The sequence below is a fragment of the Legionella santicrucis genome, assembly GCF_001468135.1.
In the GTDB taxonomy this organism is placed as follows: Bacteria; Pseudomonadota; Gammaproteobacteria; order Legionellales; family Legionellaceae; genus Legionella; species Legionella santicrucis.
Genome location: NZ_LNYU01000091.1, coordinates 768,798 through 789,951 on the forward strand (window position 1 = coordinate 768,798; position 21,154 = coordinate 789,951).

Below are 21,154 nucleotides of genomic sequence, written 5' to 3' on the forward strand. Positions count from 1 at the left end.
GCGAAAGCGGGAGGTCCACAAAACAACAATCCGTGTTCCAAATTTATCTTACAGCGCGCTCTTTAGACCCCCTGCTTTCGCAGAGGGTGACGGTCTTATAAAGCTCAACATTCTCTTATACCTATAGATACAAAATTCGTCACCTTCCACGAAAGCGGGAGGTCCACAAATCAACAATTTTTGTTCCAAATTTACCTTACCGCGGCTATAGACCCCCTGCTTTCGCAGAGGGTGACGGTCTTATAAAGCTCAACCTTCTCTATACCTATATGTACAAAATTCGTCACCTTCCACGAAAGTGGGAGGTCCACAAAACAACAATTTTTGTTCCAAATTTACCTTACCGCGGCTATAGACCCCCTGCTTTCGCAGAGGGTGACGGTCTTCTAAAGATCAATTTTCTCTATATCTATATGCAGAAGATTAAGAACAAAGATAGGAATTGACGATTTTGCGGCAGCATAAACCAAGTCCCCCTAAAAAGATCAAATACTTTACAAGATGAGTTAAAATATGTACATTTTGACACCAATGAATTCCAAATACGACACTAAACCGATTTTCGCCTTAATAGAGGTTCTGTGATGAATATTTTTAAAATAAATAAAGTAAGCATTTTAACGCTCGGATTGACTGGTTTGTTAGCTGTAAGTGAGTGTGCTTTTTCGCAAAATGAATGTGTTGATGGTGGTATGTCAGTGAGCTTTGACTTATCAAAAACCAACAATACACACATTGAAAATAAAAATACTTATATTGTGGTATTAGGTATTGATCCAACAACAAAAAAACATGCTTATGTAAGATTTCATGATAGCAATCATGTAGGTACACTTATTGATATTACAGACATAAATATGAATGGAAAAGATTATGGTATTTCATTATCAGAATTAACCCCTAGCTCAGAAGGAATGGCGCAAGCCTGCATACCCTACCTTACTTCAGGCAGAATTTATATTTCTTTTGGAAATGCATTAGACATACCCACAGACAAGGGAACATTAACGCCAATCCAGCCTGATGTAAATAACCCAAAAACGACTACAAATGAAACACTTTTTGATAAGGTCGAATTTAATTACAATACTCATGGTGAAACGGTTATTAATCCAACTGGTGTCGATTTTCTTGCCATCCCCTACACCATTCAGCAGGCAGGTCATGAATATGGACATTTTGGTGGACTTGATGGCGTCATAAAAAATATGAAATCGATCATTTGTCATGCCGCCGGAGAAATATTAAACTCATCCGAATGCGCTCAACGCTGGGAACATTCAGAATGGTCAAGCCTCGTTATTTATAATTCAGAAAATGCGTTGATGCGAATTGATGCTCCAGGAAGATTTGGTCATCGATTTAATGGATATTTTACCAATTATATCAATGAACTGAGTAGGTACTATTCTTCATCTACAAATCATTCCATCAAGATTGACTTAAAAGAATTAAAAAAAGGAGTTTGGTCGGGTGCTTTTAAACCCAGCACTCAAACCTTAGTCTTTACACCTGAAAATGGCTCAAGTTCCGAATCCGTATCGTATAAATTGGATTCACCGCAAGCAAGCAATTCCATTTTCATGGGAGCACAAACACCATTTAATAATCGTAGTGCAATAGATTCAACCCTTGCCCGAGATCTGACTGCTGCGATTGTTTCAGGGATGTTAATGCGAAAAGAATCAGCATTTATAGGTAAGGATTTTTTTGATTCACAAGGTAATCCTGTTTTTAAAAATAAAGAACAAATGCAGCAGTTGCTTCCCTATTACTTCAACAATATTGATAATTCTGTAGATTATGTTGTAAATCAATGCGGAGTTACGCAAGATGCTCCATGTGTGAATGTTTATTCTGAGGCCGTGCATGCATTGAGTTTCGATAAAAATATAGAACAGCCACAAGAGAGCTATACGAATGCTTATGCCTTTTCTTATGATGACTTTCTAGGGATGGATGGAACCAATACACAAACAGATAAGAAACCAGTGACTATAGTGATCGGTGACATGAAAAATCGAAAAATTCCACATGTTGATTCCTAACACATCAAAGGTGTAAGTTTGCTGTCATTAAAGAATAAGCCATGCCAAAAATTCGTAAAGATTTTTCAATTTTATTTTTTGCTGCTGCGATCAATCACAAAAACGAACCTATAATTACGTTAAAGATGTACTTTGTTTCGGGGTTAAGATGGCTATTTCTCTAAGTTATATAGACATAGACAGCATTAACCAAACGATTCAAAATGAACATGAATCTTGGATTAAAAAAAATGCCCCTTTGTATCTTGATTTCACCAAAATAACAAATCAGCAATACAGCATTCTGAATTATCCTGAATTGTGGTCTGGGGCGCGTCTTTTTGAAACAAAAATAGAAAAGAAGGGTAAAGATAGTCCCGCGAGTGAACACGTTGCTGAATTAATTAAAAAAGCACAAAAAGAATATAAAAACGATCCCTTAAAAATTAAGGAAATCAATGATTTTGAAAAAAAATATACAAAATACCTAGCACTACTAAAGGAAAGATGCTTGCTACGTGCGATCGCACAAACCTTGTATGAAATTAGTCGTTCTAAAAAGCAAGAAGAACAATTACTTGAAGAGATCAAAAAAGATTTTCAAAAAATACTGAATATCTCTGCTTTATTAAATATACAAACCCGTCAGGATTGTTTAAAAGCCCATAAACAAATAACAATGCTTGCTTATGCTTTAAAGAGCAAAGCCGATGAGGATCAACAAAAAAAAATAACTCAACTGGAAGTACTGTCAAAACGACTCCTAGACTGTCATTATGAAGGTGCAAAAAAACTAACAATCCATGAAGCTATTGCTAATGATCTCTCCACAATCACCTCTTTTATTGGTTTAGGTGTTGGAGTTCCTGCAGCAATTTTTGCCATAATCGGTATTTTTGTCCCTCCCCTTCTCCCTATAGCAGGTATATTAGGTACAATTGGTTTTATTTCTTATACAGCCTCAGCTATTTCAGCTGCAAAAATGGCAAATGAAGCTATAAGTTATGGCCGCGGCCCTAGCCCGAGCGATGTCAAATGGATGGTTTTTGATATTGTTCTCGCCCCTTTTTATATTGTAGGAGGGCAAATTTTTTCGGGACTGACACATACACTAAAAAATTTAAAACCATTACATACTCTGGTGAAAACAACAGGAAATATTTGGAATAATATTGTTTCTAATGTGTTTCCTGATATTTTCTTTGTAAAAGATATAGGTTCTGAGATGATTTCAGTAGGCTCTGTATATACAGCAACTGGTGAATTGAAAAATACCTTATCTGCGACCTCCTGGAAAAAAATGAGAAGCGCTTTAGCAGCACATGATCATGAGATTTTAGATAAAATTAATCGCGCAAAAGAGGAAATCTCGCTTTTGAATCAAAACACAACGGCCTTAAATGGGCGTGATTTTGCATATACGAAAATTAATATAAATAATAAGCCAGGAGAAAAACCTTTAATAGTAACTAAAAGTTTCCATGCGCATATACTTTTGTGGGAAAATGGTTTTATAGGAACAACAACTTCGAAAGAAGCTCAAAAAATTAAAGATGCCGTTGACGCGTATAAAAATTTGTCCCCCGATACCATGACCACCCTGCGAGTCGAATCTTTATGTACTATACAGGAGCATTGTAACGTTTATTTAACAAAATATAAGGGAGAACAATCTAAAGGTCGCTATAACTTTGTGCAAAATTTAGCAACTAATATTGAAAAGGAATTAAATAACTTATGTGTTTTTATTACAGCAAATAAAGAGAACAGCAATGATGCAACACCTGTTTTGGTAGGTTTTAAAGCACCAGGGTAAATTATTGGATATCCTATTGATTCGTATGTTAAGCTTTGAACATTTCTAAGGTAAATTTATTTTGACATAAATAATGAATACCCAAATAAATCAAGAAAAAAAGCAATTATGGATTATTTTATTAATTGTTCTAATCAGCTTTCTTAGCTCATCCATTGCTTACCCAATTTTTCCACCCTTATTTTTACACTCAAGCAGCCATTCAATTATTGGAGCTGATTGGAGTGAAACAGGAAGACGTATTTTACTGGGGATTACTCTGGCAACTTTTCCATTAGGACAATTCATTGGAGCCCCCATTCTAGGAAAAAACTCTGATTTATATGGTCGAAAAAAAATACTCATTCTAAGTTTAACTGGGAGTTTACTTGGCTATTTACTCACAGTGCTATCATTTTGGACAAATTGTTTTTGGCTCTTGTTATTCAGTCGCTTTTTAACTGGATTTATGGAAGGAACCTTTGCAGTTGCACGAGCGTATGCTTCCGAATTGACAACTATCAACAAATTTGTGAGTTTTGGCAGAATCAACAGTATGGCTGCCATTGGTTATATTATTGGACCAGTCATTGGTGGTTTGTTATCGGATTCGAAGATTATTCCATGGTTCTCCTGGACTTTTCCTTTTACTATTGCAGCTCTGGCTACTATTGCAACATGGGCACTTGCTTGGTGGAAATTACCAGAACATAAAGGACAGAGCATTTCGACAAAAGAGTCGGTATGGAATCAACTGAATATTGCTCGTCAATTCTGGTTATTATTTCAAAATAATCCCCATTTAAAACATTTGTTGCTTATCAGCACACTCTTTACCTTCGCTGTAGATATTTTTTACGAATTTGGACCAGTTTATCTTGCTGGAAAATGGCTCATGTCTCCGGCAATGATCGCTATTTATAATGCGGCTTTATCAGCAACCCTTGCTTTAGGTGCATCGTGGCTTCCACGCCATCTTTCAAAACACATTCCCATTCATAAAGTTATTATCCTTTCCATGATGGCAACAACCCTGATTTTTGCCTGCATGGTTGCTTTTCAATATCGTATTCCCATGTTTTTATTTTTTGCGCTCATTGGTTTTAGTATCACCAGCGTTACAACAACCATGACGATTCATATCTCTAATAGAACACATTCTGCTATTCAAGGAGAAGTGATGGGAGCACAATTAAGCTTACGAACATTGGGTGATGCTGTTATTTGTCTTTTTGGCGGTTTACTCATCGTAGTTTCTATTATTGCACCCATTATACTTTGTTGTGTCATCGCATTGGCTGCATGCTTTTTGTGTACGTTATATTTAAAACCCGATGTAAATTAAAAAATTTTGATTAATTTTATAAAGATAAAAACGAATAGATTGAAAGGGAATGCAGGATGCAAGAACGTATTTACCATCTAAGACTTAGAGAAGTATTTTTATTACTAATTATTTACGCAAATAACTCCGCAGCGAATCAGTCTTTATTAACGAACGCCCCCCCTCCTATAGGAAATTATGCATTGGGAACATCACAACAACTAGGCCCCTTTTTTTCCTTTGGGCAAAATATAGTGGATAAAAATCAATTTATTGTTTCATATCTTCCTAGTTATATATATAGCAAAGGACAAAGCATTTTAGAGGGAGATCCCTCCTTACTTTATGGAATTACAGATTCCATGTCTCTCCTGGTCACGTTACCTTATGCTTTCAGATATAATAATGGCACTATAACTCGGTCTGGGATAGGCGATCTTGCTATTGATTTAGAATATGCTTTTTATAATTTCGAAAATTCAAAATACTCCGACCAGGCAACCATTATTTTCTCGCCTACGTTCCCAGTGAGTAACTTAGATACAATTTCTAAAAAAAATAATCCACGTCAACGAGTATCAGGATTTTCAAGAAAAAATTCACCTGCCAGTTTTAGCGCAAATAGCTATTTTGTTGGAACTACATATTCTCGTATGTCCATTGACTGGTATGGTTTTTTAGCTCCTGGAGTATTACTCATCGAAAAGCATGATTCAATTCAGCAAGGGACCCAATATTATTATAATCTGGGTATAGGACGCGATATCAAAAGTAAAGAAAAAAAATATATATTTGCAGGATTACTTGAATTAAATGGCCAATACAGTGCCAAGACTACACTCGCATCAAATACAGTTCCTAATACAGGCGGAAATCTTATTTACATAACCCCTTCACTTTGGTTTTCTACTCCCAAAATAGTTGTCCAGGTCGGCATTTCGTTACCTATCAATCAGTATTGGTACGGTAACCAAAGCAATGTCTCTTACTACACAGGCAGCATTATCACATGGACCATTCATTAATCAGTTAACGTATGTTTTGATGATACTCTATACAGTCTCTCCAAGAACTTATATATAACATTGTGCGTTGAGTTTTTTGGTTCTAGAATAATTTGTTGTTGTGAAATGGATTTCTAACTTAACAAGGAATGAACAATGAAAATACCTTCTTATGTATTATTACTGACAAGCTTATTATTTAATACACCGCATGCTGCAACGGAGATAGTTGTTCCCAAGTTAGCTACGCCCGATCATACACTTATCAAAAGGTATTCTAATGAAGTCGATAGCGATTCTGGATTACCCATTGCGCGAAGAACTATAGACTACCCAACACATGTAGTGCGTATGGAGAAAGTACAATTACAAGACTCTACTCTAAATTGTGAACAAGTACAGCAAAAAATTAATGAGTTTTTTGTCGAGAAGCTACCTGTTACAATGATTTATTATAATATAATCACTTATTGCAGTTATGATGCAGAAAACCCCGATATTGCTAAAAACTATACTATTAATGCCTATTTTGATCCTGTAACCGATCAAGCAGTTGAATACTTAAAAAGCTATATTCATGAATATAATGGACAAGATTTAATGGGCGCTCCTTTTAATATTGAGGAAGCAAAAAAAGTAATCGTTTCATTAAACTTTGATGCCGGTATTCGAAAAGATGAATATGGTCAAATTATTTTGCGTTACTATCACGAAAATCAAACCCACAGCTTTCAAAACTTTTTTGATGTCCGTAAAGAATTAATTGCAGACATTCATCGCCGTATTAATTCCAATGAAAGTGCCACAATTATTCCATTATTTACCAAATGGTTTTCTCCAGGTGGTGAGTCAGTCTATACCCATATTTTAAAAAAATCTGATTATTTATTGTTACAACCCGAATTAATTTTTCTTTTAGATCAAGAACCAAATGCATTCACGTCTAAGTTAAGGATGTATTATGCACACTACTGTGCAAATAATCCTAATAAGAGATGCTTATAAAAAGTACATCCTCTAAAGCAGATAATGCCTTAGAGGACATCATACTTACATTTAACGTGAATTCGGGATACAAATTCTTATTAAAACCAGAGCCCATCTTCAAGCTGAGGAATATGAGGATTAACTACCAAAACCCCATGCCGTCTCTACTCTGAACCGACATATCTTCATCAATCCCAAACTTATTGGATTTCGTATTGGCTTGCCAAAAAAGAACGCTACTTCTTATAGAATCAAGATTATTATGCGTTAAAAGATATTGACTCTCAGGAGATTCTTCCCAAGTTAAATAACATGGATCTTTAGGTTGAAAATCGGCTAAAGGGAGCTCAGGAAGCCATTTCTTTTTAAATTGATCTCCGTATAAAAAATATTGATATATCGAAATGTACTTTTGATATTCGCTAAAAGATAGATGCCTATAGCTTTTACTTCGATACTCGTAAAGACCTAAAAATAAATCATTAACTGTCGCTGTTGGTTCAAGATTCAAAGTTATTGAGTCCTCACTATTTTTTTTAGTAATGATAAATTTCATTTTTACCATCCAAATAAATTGGCCATAGTTAATTAATATATTTTAAACAGTGAGAAATCAATATGTAGTCTATAGATAAATTACCTTACAAAAGATATCAGAATGCCTATATTGAAGCATAAAAAATATAAAATCATTTACAAACAATAAGTTATAAAGAATTACGCATTTTTTATAAATGTCTACTATAGTAAATTTAAAAACAACTATAAATATAGGGGATATCATGTTACTTCGATGGACAGGTGTAACTTTTTTGTTGTGTCTGCTTAACTCTCCATGTTTTGCTGAAGAAAAAGAGATTGCAATCACAATTGATGATTTACCCTTTGTGGGTTCTGGTTCTAGTACCCCAGCAAGCCTGAAAAGAACTGAAAATCGCTTCATGGCTATAGTTAAAGCACTTGTTGATAACCAAGTACCTGCAACAGGATTTGTTATCGGTGAAGCTGTAGCGAAAAATGAATGGTACTTGTTAGAAACCTTCCGTAATCAAGGCTTTTCTTTAGGCAATCACACTTATACCCACAAAAGCCTCAATAACATGAGTGCTACTAAATACATTGCAGATATAGATCGGGCAGATTCTGTTTTAGCTCCAGTCATGACTGAACCTAAATATTTCCGTTATCCATATCTTGCTGAAGGCAAAGGACCAAAAAAGCAAAAAGTCTATGATTATTTGGCCGAGCACCAATACACAATAGCCCCTGTGACTATTGATAGCAAAGATTATGAGTTTAATGCGCGATTCTATAAAATACCCTATAGAAAAAGAGCACAAAACCTACCTGATTTTAAAAAACGTTATTTGGCGTACATTTGGAAACAAACTCTTTTAGCAGAGCATAGGTCCAAAAAGGTTGATGGCCAACCTGTAAAACAGATCTTATTGATTCACGCAAATCTTCTAAATAGTTTATGTTTAGAAGACATTATAGAAATGTACCGGAAAAATGGATACAAATTCATCAGTCTTGCTGATGCTTTAAAAGGAAATACAGCACAACCATTAAGTAATAGTGTAGAGACGCCCAATAACCTCAAACCTGAGAAAAAAGAAACAGATAATAAATCAGCCACAATTAAAACAGTAACTGAACATCAAAGTTAATTCTATTGATACCCTTTAATAAATGAATTCCCGCTTATGCGGGAATGACAACTTTCTAAATTCTCTCATTTGTTTTTAGACACTTTCAGCAATCGGGATAAGAAAAAATTTAACTGAATATCTCTTTACTGCAAACAATTCGCTTTATAATTTAGTTGATTTTTCAGAAATCAGCTTATTCTTCTCCAATCGAGAAATTGCTTGCTTGGGCAACAGAATCCAATAATGCCCTTCATTTTTCATATGACCTGCGATTAGAGTTGCTTTCTCACCCCCGCCCCAAAATACATCTCCGCGCACTTTTCCACGAATAGCTCCACCAGTATCTTGAGCAATCATTAAACGTTGCATGGGCTTACTTGTATCAGGTTGTGTACTATCGGGCCGCGAGGTACTTAACCAAAGTGGAGCCCCCATAGGAACCCATTGTTTGTCTATAGCAAGAGAATATCCAGGTGTTAATGCCACACCTTGTGAACCAAGAGCAACCCCATCAGCCATTTTTTTGAAAAAAACGAATGACTTGTTTTGATTAATTATTTTATCCATTTGTTTTGGATGAGCTTCTAAATAGCGCTTAATTCCCTGCATGGATGCATTATGCTTTGTCATAACACCTTGCTTAATCAATACGCCCGCAATTGCAGTGTAAGGTGCCCCATTTTGTGCATCATAACCGATATAAATATTATTACCGTCTTCAAGCTCGATAAGACCAGAACCTTGGATTTCTAAAAATAACCGGTCTACAGGACTATTAATCCAAACAAGAACCTTTGCTTTTTCTTCGATAGCACCCTTATTAATTTGTTCACGTGTGTAATAAGGAACAAATTTCTTATCCTCTAACCGACCTACAATACGACGATTTTTTAAATCATTAAAAAACAAACCCAGATCAGCAGTCACTAAATCATTAGGTGTTTCATAAATAGGAACATGAAACTCTTTAGACTCAGTATAACTGCCTTTAATAGCAGGTACATAATAACCTGTAAACAAACCTGGCTTCCCATTGTTATCTGTAAACTCTATAGGAGTAAACCATTCTTCAAAAAATTGCTTGGCTTGTTTTTCTGCATCAGGAGTAATTTTTAAAGCCGCCTCACACGCAGGCTGCCAATCTTTTACTTGCAAATCAATCTGATCGGTACCAACAATTTGTTCCGGGTTCTGTCGAATGAAAGCACGACAAGATACCTGAAATGTCTGCAAAGATTTTTTTAAATCAGCTGACTTCCATCCAGGTAATCGTTCAAAATCAGCCTCTTTAAATATAATTTCAGGCTGCTTTGGTGGCTGCTGTTTAATGAACCAAAATACCCTGAGCGAAATGCTAAAGGCGATTAAGGTTAGAAAAAGTATTGTATAAAGTATTTTCGTTTTCATAAGGAGAGCAATTTTTACACGTTATGGAATATATTGCAACAAAAATGCGTAATTTTCACATTTAAGTGTATTTCTCTAATCGGGTTGAGAAAAAAATTGAATTAATAATATTTTGATTTTAAATACTTTTTAAAAATTGTAAATAAACAATAGACATTGGTTGAAATTTATTTGTATTTTATTAAAAAATTCAAAATCATTGCTAATTTTAGTCACTACACTATAAGGATAAGTAACACCAACTACTTATTCCTATAGAAATGACATGTTCTTTAGCAAAACAATTTGCCAACTTCCCAACAGCAATCAATCTCACTTGTAAAAAAGATAAAGGCCTACCCTTATCAAGTTGAACAACAGATAATCGCTGATGATGTGTTGCATATTTTGGATTTTTACTACCCGCAATTAGGCAAGGAAAATCACCTAAATCCTCAATAAGATACTCATACTGCAATCCCTCATTCGACAAAGAACAACCTTGGTGATGAAGCAATTTATGAAGCACTTGGTTCTGGGATTCTTCTTTAATAACACAGTTAGGAGTAGATACTAGCACGTATTTTTGGGATAATTGTCTCGCGACATTTTCTAAGTTATAAAAGTTCTTATGTGACTCTTCTTGTCTATTAATTACCTTGTAGTATAATAAAATATGTTGCATAGAAGCTAACAAAAGCAAACTAATCACCGTAATCATCAACAAGGTTATTGTAAAAATAAATCCCTTTTCCTTATTCATGATCCACGTACTGTAATCATAATTTTATGTGTCTTATCATCCTCTAAGCCTAAAGTTACTTCCAGAAACTGTTTGTTTTGAATAAACTGTTTTTTTATAGATAAAGAATGGACTAAAGAGGTTACTTCTTCAGTTTGTACCCATTGATAATAAAGAGTATTTTGTCTTTTAGCATTTTTCTTAATAAACCAACGCTCTTCTAAAAACTCGCCCACATAAGCAGATGTTTCATAAAAATAGATTAAGGGCTTTTTTAAAATAATTCGTGTTTCGTTAGCTTGCTGATTAATGCCCATGAGTTCATGTATTTCAGCATGGTTACAATCAGCAATTAATAAAGGTCGTTTTTCATTTAATGCAACCAGATGCTGCACTAACAGAGTAGTTGGACTTTCTATTTTAATTAACTTTGCAAAACTCTCCTTCATTCGACTCACTTGAATGAATTGTGAGGGGTGATTTTCAACCTTCAGCGCATGAATATTATTCTGATAATTCCTATGATCAATCACGTTTAATTGATCAAGGCCTAAACAAGGAGTAAATCCTGCTCGCCGAATACTGTCACTTAATAAATCACCTACCCATTGCACATCAAAATCAGATTCTAGAATTTTTTCTATCTCCAGGTATTGATGCTTACTTTCTAAATAAAACTGAATTAACGTCGTCATAATCACACTTGCTAAAAAAAGACTGATTAATACTTCTGAAAGACTCATGCCCCCTTGTTTTTTCATTCACTTTAGCTCAATAGAACTATGTTTCCGGTTTATGAAATCTAATTGCTCATGCCAGGCAAGTTTTACAAGTACATCTTGATCTTTATGCTGTAAAACCAGATGGAAAAAAGGGGGAAGGAATGGATGTTTTTTAATTTGGGCTGTTAAAGTTTCTTCAATTTGATCAAGATAATAAGTCGCTTGTATTCGTGTCACCAACTGATTTAACATGTATTTGCTTTGCGATTGTTGCTGCAATAATGCAAGGGCTAGAGTAGTTACTAAGAATAAAGACAATAATACTTCGATAAGGGAAAATCCCTTTTGCTGATTCATATTCCATTTTCCTTTAGTTGGATTTGCCCTTCAAAGGTTAATGTCATGAAATAAAAAATTCAAGAAAAACATCTACTATTTTTTTATGGACCATTAAATAAAATCAAAAACTTATCATGATGGTTTTTTTAAACACCATTATCGACGTCATTTGGTTAAAATAATGGAGATACTTATACCGCAGCCACAAAAATACTTGAATGCGCTTGCTAAAGCGGTGTAAAGTTTGTTTTGAAAAAATGCACCGCAGTAGGCTATTTTAGTTAATATTTAAATTTTTAAAAGGCAAGGAACCATTTATGGCAGTTAATTTTCAACAATTACCCCATCCAGGAATACGCGCTTTAATCCCTTATAAACCAGGCAAATCTATAGAAGAATTAGCTCATGAAAAGGGAATAAACAATATTATTAAATTGGCAAGTAATGAAAATCCTTTGGGTTGTAGTCCATTAGCCTTAGCTGCGTTGCAAGATATGTCCTCTCATGTGCTTGCTACTTATCCTTCGCCACTCCATCATCCTTTAATGATCAAACTTGCAAATAAACTCAAGATCAACAGCAACCAGCTTTTTTTAAGCAATGGTTCAGACTTTATATTCAATATGTTACTTACTTGTTTTGGTTTACATAATGAAAAACATATACTGACTCACGATTATGCATTTAGTACTTATTCCATTCAAGCACATTCACTTAATATTCCGGTTCGCAGCGTAACAATCAATCCAAACTGGGAAATCAATATAGACAACTTAATTGATGCCTGCACTGCCGAAACAAGTATCATTTTTCTAGCAAATCCAAATAATCCTACAGGAGTTCCTGTTGATCCAAATGAAATAAAACGCCTCTTAGAATCTATACCAGAAAGTACTTTATTAGTGGTTGATGAAGCTTATTTTGAATTTGCAGAATCGCAACTGTGTTACAATAGCATTGAATGGATAATGCAACACCCTAACCTCATAGTGACTCGAACTTTTTCAAAAATCTACGGGTTGGCTGGTGTGCGTCTCGGTTATGCCATCGCCCATCCTTCTATTATTGAAATTTTACTACGTGTACAATTACCTTTTACCGTTAATCAGGTAGCGCTTAATACCGCTTATGCGGCCTTAGATGATGAGGACTTTTTGCGGCTAAGCTTACAGACTAATGCAGATGGAATGATGCAAATACGCCAGGGATTAGATCAATTAAATATTGATTATTTACCCTCAGCATGCAATTTTCTTACTTTCAACTGCAAAGAAGATGGAATGCCACTCTATAACTATCTTTTGGATCAGGGTATTATTGTTCGTCCTTTACATCCATATAAAATGAACCATTACATTAGGGTTACTATAGGAACCCAGGAGCAAAATACTCGCTTTCTTGAGGCATTAAATAATTATTATAAGTAAGGAAAGAAAATGACAAGTGACTTAAGCAGCAAACATTGTGAATCATGCGAAGGCATAGGTGCTGCATTAAATGCAGAGCAAATAAAGAACTTATTGCCACAATTAGATAAAAATTGGGCAGTCAGCGCGGATAACCGCAGCATCAGACGCAGTTTGTCCTTTAAAAATTTTTATGAAACTATGGCTTTTGTCAATGCTCTTGCATGGATAGCTAATACCGAAAACCATCATCCTGATTTAGAAATTGGTTATAACTATTGCCATGTTCATTTCATGACCCATGCATTGAAGGGTTTGAGTCATAATGATTTCATTTGTGCTGCAAAAATGGATAAATTATTAGTAGGTTGAAAGCAAAACTTACCATAAATAGAGTAGATATACCTTTGCTCATGAATGCACAGGAAAAAATTTTATGCCGATATATCGATATGGATTTAAAATCTGTACCAAGCGGCATAAAGTTTCAAATAATACGCTAATACTTTAGATTTGGAGATGCATTTTTTTTATAGAGCTCATTAAGGTCTACAATTTCTACTATAATATCGCGAGGTATTTTTTTCATAATTTCTTCATTTGATAATTTTTTCTTATCGGAAAGCATACGTTTTAGAGGAACTTTAAGTTCATTAAAGACAGTTATGCTCGTAAAACCACTCTCTTCTTTTGATAGATCGATTGCTCGAATACCTGTAGGCGCAATAATACTGAACCCTTCAGGTATACTACATAAACAAAAATCAGGAGTAATTTCATTTGCAAAAATTTTGTCTGAATTTCCTATTTTTTTGTCAGCGAAATTACAAATTTGAACTCTTATGACTCCCTTCTCGGTCATGCGTGATTTATTAAACTCAAATAATGCTTTTGCTAACTCTTCTGTTATCTTTATGTCTCCTGGTTCGCCTCCTATTACTAAAGATAGATCAAAGTAGCTTTCACCCAATGGCTTTACCTCATCCTTCAATTGATTTAGAGCTTTTGGTAGGTAATCTTCTCCGTTCCTGGTTTTTTGTGTTGTATCTAATTTCACTTTATCTAAATCAGTAGCTAAATCTAAAATATCTCCATTTGTCATTACAATAATAGCAGAGGTGTTACTATGCTTTCTTGCATGTGATAATGCATGTATTATCGGTAATCCAGGCATCTTTAGCTGATAATCATCGGCTAGAATTACAATAAGTAAACTGGTGTCTTCGGCGTCTTTAGGTGTTTTTTTAATATTTTTATCAAAAAAAGTGTCCATAATAAGGCCTATTAGGTTTTTATTTTTATATTATAGCCAAACATCAAACAAAAACAATTTTCCTGCTAGTTTTGAAACAATACTGTGGTGTTTTAGTCCCACTGGTATTGGTCATTCTGCGAATGAGATTAAATGCAATTTAGCTTAATACTTCATTATGGCTTTATCTTCACCTAAAAGATTTGCTAAAAGTCCAAGTAATTCATCACTAGGCGATATATTCCATTGTGGTGCCAAACTTAATTGCGCTTTTGCATATTCGTTAGAATAGGAAAACTGGACAGCGCAACGTCCAATGTGTGCTTTTAACAAAGCCTGAATGGATGATAAAATACCTTGATGTTCAGCATGCAAACGTAATTCCAAACACCGAGCAAATTTTGTACGTGCAGCAGGTACATCATAAAGAGAGCTAGCGCTCATTTTCACCCCACCATTATAATCATCATGTGCTACATCACCTTCAACAACAAGCATATCACCTGTTGCCAAAGTAGATGAAAAAGACTCAAAAAGCTCATCAAAAATAACAATATCTATTCGTGCTGTAGAATCATCCATGCCAAGAATCACCAGTTTTTTACCTCGCTTCGTCACAACTTTACGAATACCTACTACCTGAGCACATATAATTGCTTTTTTTTGCATTGATGGATTTAATTGGCTTATTGGTACAATAAAATCACTAAATTCACGTCGATACTGATCAGCAGGATGTCCAGTCAAATAAAAACCCAATACTTCCCGTTCACCTTCCAGGCGTTGAGCTTCAGACCAAGATTTGCATAAAACATATTCTTGCTCATTGGCGCCATCATCTAATAATGAGAATAGATCAAACTGACCGCTGGATTGATTTTGGTGTTCCTTCTCTGCTACTTTTAGCGCTTTTTCTAAAGAAGCAGTCAATACTGCTCTTTCTATCTTCCATTCATCAAAAGCACCACTTTTGATCAATGCCTCTAATACGCGTCGATTTACTTTCCGCAAATCCAATCGTTGACAAAAACCAAATAAATCAAGGTAACTCTCTCCTGAGCCACGTGCATCAATAATACAATCGATTGCAGACTCACCTACCCCTTTTATGGCTCCCAGACCATAAATAATTGTAGTTTCGTCAATAACAGTAAAGTGATACATTGAGTGATTGATAGATGGGGGTAAAACTTTTAACTTCATATGGGCACATTCATCAATAAAAGTGACTACTTTATCTGTGTTATCCATATCCGAAGACATTACTGCAGCCATGAAAGCTGCTGGATAATGAGCTTTTAGCCATGCTGTTTGATACGCTACTAAAGCATATGCTGCTGAGTGAGACTTATTAAAACCATAGCCAGCGAATTTTTCCATTAAATCAAAAATATGAGTTGCTACTTTTTCATCAACCCCTCTTGCTGTCGCTCCCTCGGTAAAAATTTCCCGCTGTTTCGCCATTTCTTCAGGTTTTTTCTTTCCCATAGCACGACGCAATAGATCTGCCGAACCTAAAGTATAATTTGCTAAAACTTGAGCAATTTGCATGACCTGTTCTTGATATAAGATAACCCCATAAGTAGGCTTTAAAATAGGCTCCAAATCAGGATGAGGATAATCAACTGCGGCACGTCCATGTTTACGATCAATAAAATCATCCACCATTCCTGACTGTAAAGGACCTGGTCTAAATAAAGCAACTAAAGCGATGATATCCTCAAAACAATCGGGTTGTAAGCGATTAATAAGCTCTTTCATTCCACGTGATTCCAGCTGAAACACCGCTGTTGTTTGACACGCCTTTAGCAAATCAAAAGATGCCGGATCATCAGTTGGAATGTGGCTAATATCAATTGAGGGTAATTCTTCACGGCTCCGTTGTTTGTTTACCGTAGCCAGGGCCCAATCGATAATGGTTAAAGTTCGTAAACCTAAAAAGTCAAATTTAACTAAACCTGCCGCTTCCACATCATCTTTATCAAATTGACTTACAATTTGTGTAGAACCCTCTTCACAATAAATAGCTGTAAAATCAGTTAGCTGGGAAGGAGCAATCACTACTCCCCCTGCATGTTTTCCTGCATTTCGCGTAATACCTTCCAGTTTTAATGCCAGATCGATAAGTTCTTTAACCTCTTCTTCTTCAGTATAGCGGCGCTTAAGTTCCTCTTCTTGTTCTAATGCTTTGCTTAACGTGATACCTAATTCAAAAGGAATTAATTTGGCTAATTTATCAACAAACCCATAAGGATGTCCTAATACACGCCCCACATCACGAACCACCGCTTTTGCAGCCATAGTACCAAAAGTAATAATTTGTGACACACTTTGTCTGCCGTATTTTTCGGCAACATAATCAATGACCCGATCGCGCCCTTCCATGCAAAAATCAATATCAAAATCAGGCATGGATACCCGTTCTGGGTTTAAAAACCGCTCAAACAGCAATTCATATTCTAAAGGATCTAAATCTGTAATTTTTAAAGCATAAGCAACTAATGAGCCTGCTCCAGAGCCACGTCCTGGTCCTACAGGCACACCATTTTTCTTTGCCCATTGAATGAAATCAGCCACAATCAGGAAATAACCAGCAAATCCCATATTGTTAATCACGTCTAATTCAATCTGGAGTCTTGTGTCATATTCTTGTCGAGAAATTAGGAATTCTTCTGGTGATATGTTTTTAAATATTTGCAGCAGACGCTCTTCCAAACCAATTTTTGATAAATGAGACAAATAATTCTCAACAGTAGAACCATCAGGAATAGGAAAATTAGGTAAATAATTATTCCCGAGATCCAGTTTTACAGTACATCGTTTGCTTATTTCTACAGTATTTGTCAGTGCTGAAGGCAAATCAGCAAATAAAGAGAGCATTTCATCTGCTGAGCGTAAATATTGTTGAGCACTATATCTCTGTTCTCTTCTAGGATCAGCTAAAGTGTATCCCTCATGAATACAGACACGTGCTTCGTGGGCCTCAAAATCGTCTTTATCCAGAAAACGCACATCATTAGTTGCTACTAATGGCAGTTTCAATTTATTGGCTAAAGCAATTAGCTTTTCATTGTAAAGCGCTTCATCAGATCGACCAGTTCGTTGGATTTCTAAATAAAATCGATTGGCGAATAGCTCTTGCCAATATAGTGCTCGACTTATCGCTAATTCTTCATCATCTGCTAATAAAGCATGTCCAATATCGCCAAACTTTCCTCCCGATAATGCAATAAGTCCAGCTGAATACTCTGCAATCCACTGATGTTGTACCCTTGGTTGACCTTGATACTGTCCTTCCTGATACGCTTTTGAAATAAGGCACGTTAAGTTTTTATATCCCTCAGAATTGAGGCATAAAAGAATCAAAGAAAAAACACGATCAGGATATTCAGGATTATAGCAGGGTAAATCACTGCCAATAATAGGCTTTATTCCAGCATCAATTGCGTTTTTGTAATGCTTCACAGCAGCAAACAAATTACAATGATCAGTCAATGCAACAGAGTACATTCCTCGTGAAGGAAGAGCCTTCATTAAAGGTTTTACCCGCACTAAACCATCAACTAAAGAAAACTCTGTGTGAACACGTAAATGAACAAACCGATGTTGCATAAAAAAAATAGACTCATTTAAATTAATTGAAGAACTTTAACCTAAATCATGTGTTTTGCCTATGGTATTAAGCGTAAATCATTGTTAGAAAGAGTTTCAGGTCTGGCCAAAAAATCGAGTTTAATCTTCCTTTTCGACTAATGCGTTGATAGCTCCACCAATGACAGTTTGTGATAAGAGATGAAAAGCTCGATAAATATTGGATTTACCATTTCAATTAGGACCCGTGCTCACCTTAAGTTACTTCTTTTTTCGCTAAAATAACCTGATTTCCTGGCTGATCCATTTTATCAGAAAGGATAGAAAATCCTGTATTTAATATTCGTTGGCTGTTTTGCTGTGTAGGCTGACCACTGTGATAAAAATATTCACCAAACATTTCCGATTCAATAGTACAATCATCAATGATTTTAAATTCATTTTCGATAGGATGGCTTGTGTCGGCAAAAGTTATTAATAATAGTCCTTCAGGTTTTAGAAGATCATAAAATTTTTTTAAAACGGTTTCATGAAGGCTCGCATGGATATGAAATAGCATAAACCAACAAACGATGGCATCAAATCGCATTTTTGTTGAAAAATCAAAGATATCAGCAATAAATAAGTTCTTTTCTGGAATAATTTGTTTGGCATATTCAATTTGTTTTGGAGAAATATCTAGACCATAAATAGGAAAACCATGATTTTTAAGATAGGCGGCAATTGGTTTTCCAGAACCACAACCAACATCTAAAATAGTAGCGCCAGAATGAAGTTGGGTAATCATCTCATCAATTGATGGTTGTTCAATATACCAATCCCTTTTCTCATGCCAAATTTTTGCAATGTTGTCGTACGCTTTTTTTATTTTATTTGCAAATGAATTGCTCATCTCAATTTCTATAAATTAGGTAAAAAATAAACCCTTCCTTCAAAGTGACTTAATCCAATGAAAACCTTTATAAATTATAATAATGCTTGAATTTAAAGCATAAAACAAAATAAATATATAAATTATTATCAAAAAAGCGGCCATAATTAAAAAAATCCCATCTTTTTCTATTAATCCTATAGAAATCAAGATAATGGCAAAAGAAGTAATAAAATCTAGATAAGGAATTGGGATCATTAATAAAAAACTTAGAATAAATATAAAACCAACAAAAAAATATTTAATCCATTTGGAACTAAAAAGTAATGCCCTCTTTTTTATATATTTTTCTAGAAACACCACATACGGTACGATTTTTAATATTCCTTCATTAAAATCATGAGGTATTTGCCTATTTTTAAGTTTCATAGGCAGCCACATTTTATTTCGCCCCATTAAAATTTGAGCGGAAATTAAAGCGATAGAAAATCCAAATAGTATTGTAACTCCTGGAATAAAGGATATAGGGGTAATCGCAAGAAAAGCCAATAAAATAATCAAAAAAAGATTATCCTTTTGTTGAAATTTATTTAATAAATGATTAAGAGTGATTTTTTTTGAATTTTTTGAAGCTAATTTTTTTAAGCGTATTGATATTTTCATTTAGATTTATTTTTTATTAGTCTTATTTAATCATCTTTCCATATGCTAAAACTCACGTTAAGTTAAGACGTCATCCCGAGTTTTACTCAGATGTCAGTTTGCGGATATACTTAACTTAATAGCAGTGGATCCAGCCTACTTAGAGTATCGTCCCTCTATTTAAGAAGGGCTATATGCAATAAATAAACACTAGTATAACAATTGAATAGCTGTTTCAGTAGATTTGATACTCAGTTTTCTCCATTTAGTCTATCAACCAGTATCTTATTTGAAAACAGAACTTTTTGTATCTTTTCATGTAAAGGAAAATCATTTTTAATAAATATCGTCTCGTCCAAGTAAAGGAGTTTGCCCTATTGCCTCTTTAATTGCATTGGATTTACTCTGACTCCAAGAACTTTGGCATTACGCTCAATAATAGCACTCTCGTGCCCTTCACTAATTGTTTCATTATTTGACAATAATTTTTTGTTTGACTAGCCGTGGCCCTCATCCCAAAAAACGCCATCAAAAAACGTAGAATAATGGCTGGAAGTAATTATTGCTCCAGATAAATTACAAATAATCATCTCAAATGAACTAAAATAAAACTATATGATTATTTTTTGATATCATTGATATCAGGAGGAACAAATGGGCCAAGGTAAAATTAAGGCGGGGCGAAGAGCCACCAGGATGAAGGAACAACAAAGCATTCCAGAACCAAAGAATGAATCATTTGGATCGTGGCTTTTAAAAAAAACTCAAATCGATGAAAAAAGTTTATTCAATTTAGCCACAAGTGCCATTAGCGCTGGATTTAATTATGCTGCTAATCAAACAATAAATGCTTTAAGTGATGAAAAAACTTTATTCAATTTAACCACAAGTGCTGTTAGCGCGGGATTTACCTATGCTGTTAATCAAACAATAAATACTTTAAGTACTGAAAGTATCGTTCAGCATTTTGATAATATTTCTAACATGCAACAAGTTCATGATATATTTGAAGGAGAATCGAACTATAGTAAGCAACAGGAAAATATTGCAAATATAGGAACCATGATCGGTGCCCAACTGTTTTTAATTGGTAAACAGATTTATGAGAATTATCCCTCTATTAAAGATAGCTTTATTACTAATAAGGTAGAAAAATCAGAAATACCCCCCTTAAAAATACAGACCTCAAATGCATCTCCATCTCAAGAAACCGACTTAAAAGCACGGTTGAACAAAGAAAAAACTGAACCAGCTGATCCACCAGAAATTGCGGATGAGCTTTCTGAACAGATTGATTCTACGCCAAGAGCAAATTAGTGGCGAAAAATCTTTTGAGGCCAGATGATCCTGAATCCTGTTGAGCGAACGGTTGCCTTAGCAGTCAGCGTTCGCTCAACAGCAAATCGATGTCAAA

General features: G+C 34.9%; 18 protein-coding genes. 9 read left to right on the top strand and 9 right to left on the bottom strand.

Going from position 1 to position 21,154, the window contains the following annotated elements; translation table 11 throughout:
- Nucleotides 1–584 precede the first annotated feature (584 nt).
- From Lsan_RS21045 to Lsan_RS21065, 5 genes are all read left to right on the top strand, one after another.
- Nucleotides 585–2,048, top strand: a complete 1,464-nt coding sequence (locus tag Lsan_RS21045; protein WP_083505202.1) for a glycoside hydrolase family 64 protein — start codon at nt 585–587, stop codon at nt 2,046–2,048.
- A gap of 148 nt (nt 2,049–2,196) precedes the next feature.
- Nucleotides 2,197–3,843: an AAA family ATPase gene (locus Lsan_RS21050; RefSeq protein WP_058516047.1), complete on the top strand. Its 1,647-nt coding sequence runs from the start codon at nt 2,197–2,199 to the stop codon at nt 3,841–3,843.
- Nucleotides 3,844–3,916: 73 nt separating this feature from the next.
- Nucleotides 3,917–5,167 (top strand): MFS transporter, encoded by a 1,251-nt coding sequence (locus Lsan_RS21055; protein ID WP_058516048.1) that lies wholly within the window; start codon nt 3,917–3,919, stop codon nt 5,165–5,167.
- A 56-nt stretch (nt 5,168–5,223) separates the two neighbouring features.
- Nucleotides 5,224–6,171 (top strand): hypothetical protein, encoded by a 948-nt coding sequence (locus Lsan_RS21060; RefSeq protein WP_058516049.1) that lies wholly within the window; start codon nt 5,224–5,226, stop codon nt 6,169–6,171.
- Between the two features lie 135 nt (nt 6,172–6,306).
- Nucleotides 6,307–7,155 (top strand): Lpg0189 family type II secretion system effector, encoded by an 849-nt coding sequence (locus tag Lsan_RS21065; RefSeq protein WP_058516050.1) that lies wholly within the window; start codon nt 6,307–6,309, stop codon nt 7,153–7,155.
- Nucleotides 7,156–7,279: 124 nt separating this feature from the next.
- Here Lsan_RS21065 and Lsan_RS21070 read toward each other — a convergent pair whose 3' ends face one another.
- Nucleotides 7,280–7,693, bottom strand: coding sequence for a hypothetical protein (locus tag Lsan_RS21070; RefSeq protein WP_058516051.1), 414 nt, complete (start codon nt 7,691–7,693; stop codon nt 7,280–7,282).
- A 226-nt stretch (nt 7,694–7,919) separates the two neighbouring features.
- Here Lsan_RS21070 and Lsan_RS21075 point away from each other — a divergent pair, with 226 nt between their 5' ends.
- A complete protein-coding gene (locus Lsan_RS21075) occupies nt 7,920–8,807 on the top strand; it encodes a polysaccharide deacetylase family protein (protein WP_058516052.1) in 888 nt (295 codons plus the stop codon).
- A 144-nt stretch (nt 8,808–8,951) separates the two neighbouring features.
- Here the strand turns inward: Lsan_RS21075 and mltA are convergent, their stop codons facing one another.
- From mltA to Lsan_RS21095, 4 genes are all read right to left on the bottom strand, one after another.
- Nucleotides 8,952–10,196: a murein transglycosylase A gene (mltA, locus tag Lsan_RS21080; protein ID WP_058516053.1), complete on the bottom strand. Its 1,245-nt coding sequence runs from the start codon at nt 10,194–10,196 to the stop codon at nt 8,952–8,954.
- 220 nt (nt 10,197–10,416) lie between these two features.
- Entirely contained in the window at nt 10,417–10,938 is a 522-nt protein-coding gene (locus Lsan_RS21085; protein WP_058516054.1) for a hypothetical protein, read from the bottom strand.
- A complete protein-coding gene (locus Lsan_RS21090) occupies nt 10,935–11,678 on the bottom strand; it encodes a PilW family protein (RefSeq protein WP_058516055.1) in 744 nt (247 codons plus the stop codon). The genes Lsan_RS21085 and Lsan_RS21090 overlap by 4 nt, the downstream gene beginning before the upstream one ends.
- Nucleotides 11,679–11,996 (bottom strand): type IV pilus modification PilV family protein, encoded by a 318-nt coding sequence (locus Lsan_RS21095; RefSeq protein WP_058516056.1) that lies wholly within the window; start codon nt 11,994–11,996, stop codon nt 11,679–11,681.
- Nucleotides 11,997–12,295: 299 nt separating this feature from the next.
- Between Lsan_RS21095 and hisC the strand changes: the two genes are divergently transcribed.
- Both hisC and Lsan_RS21105 read left to right on the top strand, forming a co-directional pair.
- Entirely contained in the window at nt 12,296–13,405 is a 1,110-nt protein-coding gene (gene hisC, locus Lsan_RS21100; RefSeq protein ID WP_058516057.1) for a histidinol-phosphate transaminase, read from the top strand.
- Nucleotides 13,406–13,414: 9 nt separating this feature from the next.
- Nucleotides 13,415–13,756: a 4a-hydroxytetrahydrobiopterin dehydratase gene (locus tag Lsan_RS21105; protein WP_058516058.1), complete on the top strand. Its 342-nt coding sequence runs from the start codon at nt 13,415–13,417 to the stop codon at nt 13,754–13,756.
- 127 nt (nt 13,757–13,883) lie between these two features.
- Here the strand turns inward: Lsan_RS21105 and Lsan_RS21110 are convergent, their stop codons facing one another.
- The 4 genes from Lsan_RS21110 to Lsan_RS21125 form a co-directional block, all read right to left on the bottom strand.
- On the bottom strand, nt 13,884–14,657 hold the full coding sequence (locus tag Lsan_RS21110; RefSeq protein ID WP_237762232.1) for a hypothetical protein: 774 nt from the start codon (nt 14,655–14,657) through the stop codon (nt 13,884–13,886).
- Between the two features lie 144 nt (nt 14,658–14,801).
- Nucleotides 14,802–18,248, bottom strand: coding sequence for a DNA polymerase III subunit alpha (gene dnaE / locus Lsan_RS21115; RefSeq protein WP_058516059.1), 3,447 nt, complete (start codon nt 18,246–18,248; stop codon nt 14,802–14,804).
- A 235-nt stretch (nt 18,249–18,483) separates the two neighbouring features.
- Entirely contained in the window at nt 18,484–19,119 is a 636-nt protein-coding gene (locus tag Lsan_RS21120; RefSeq protein ID WP_058516060.1) for a class I SAM-dependent methyltransferase, read from the bottom strand.
- Between the two features lie 39 nt (nt 19,120–19,158).
- Nucleotides 19,159–19,761 carry an exopolysaccharide biosynthesis protein gene (locus Lsan_RS21125; protein WP_058516061.1) on the bottom strand — a complete coding sequence of 201 codons (603 nt, stop codon included), beginning with the start codon at nt 19,759–19,761 and terminating at the stop codon, nt 19,159–19,161.
- Nucleotides 19,762–20,394: 633 nt separating this feature from the next.
- On the opposite strand from Lsan_RS21125, the gene Lsan_RS21130 reads away from it, so the two are divergent.
- Nucleotides 20,395–21,057, top strand: coding sequence for a hypothetical protein (locus Lsan_RS21130; protein ID WP_058516062.1), 663 nt, complete (start codon nt 20,395–20,397; stop codon nt 21,055–21,057).
- The last annotated feature ends 97 nt before the right edge of the window (nt 21,058–21,154 follow it).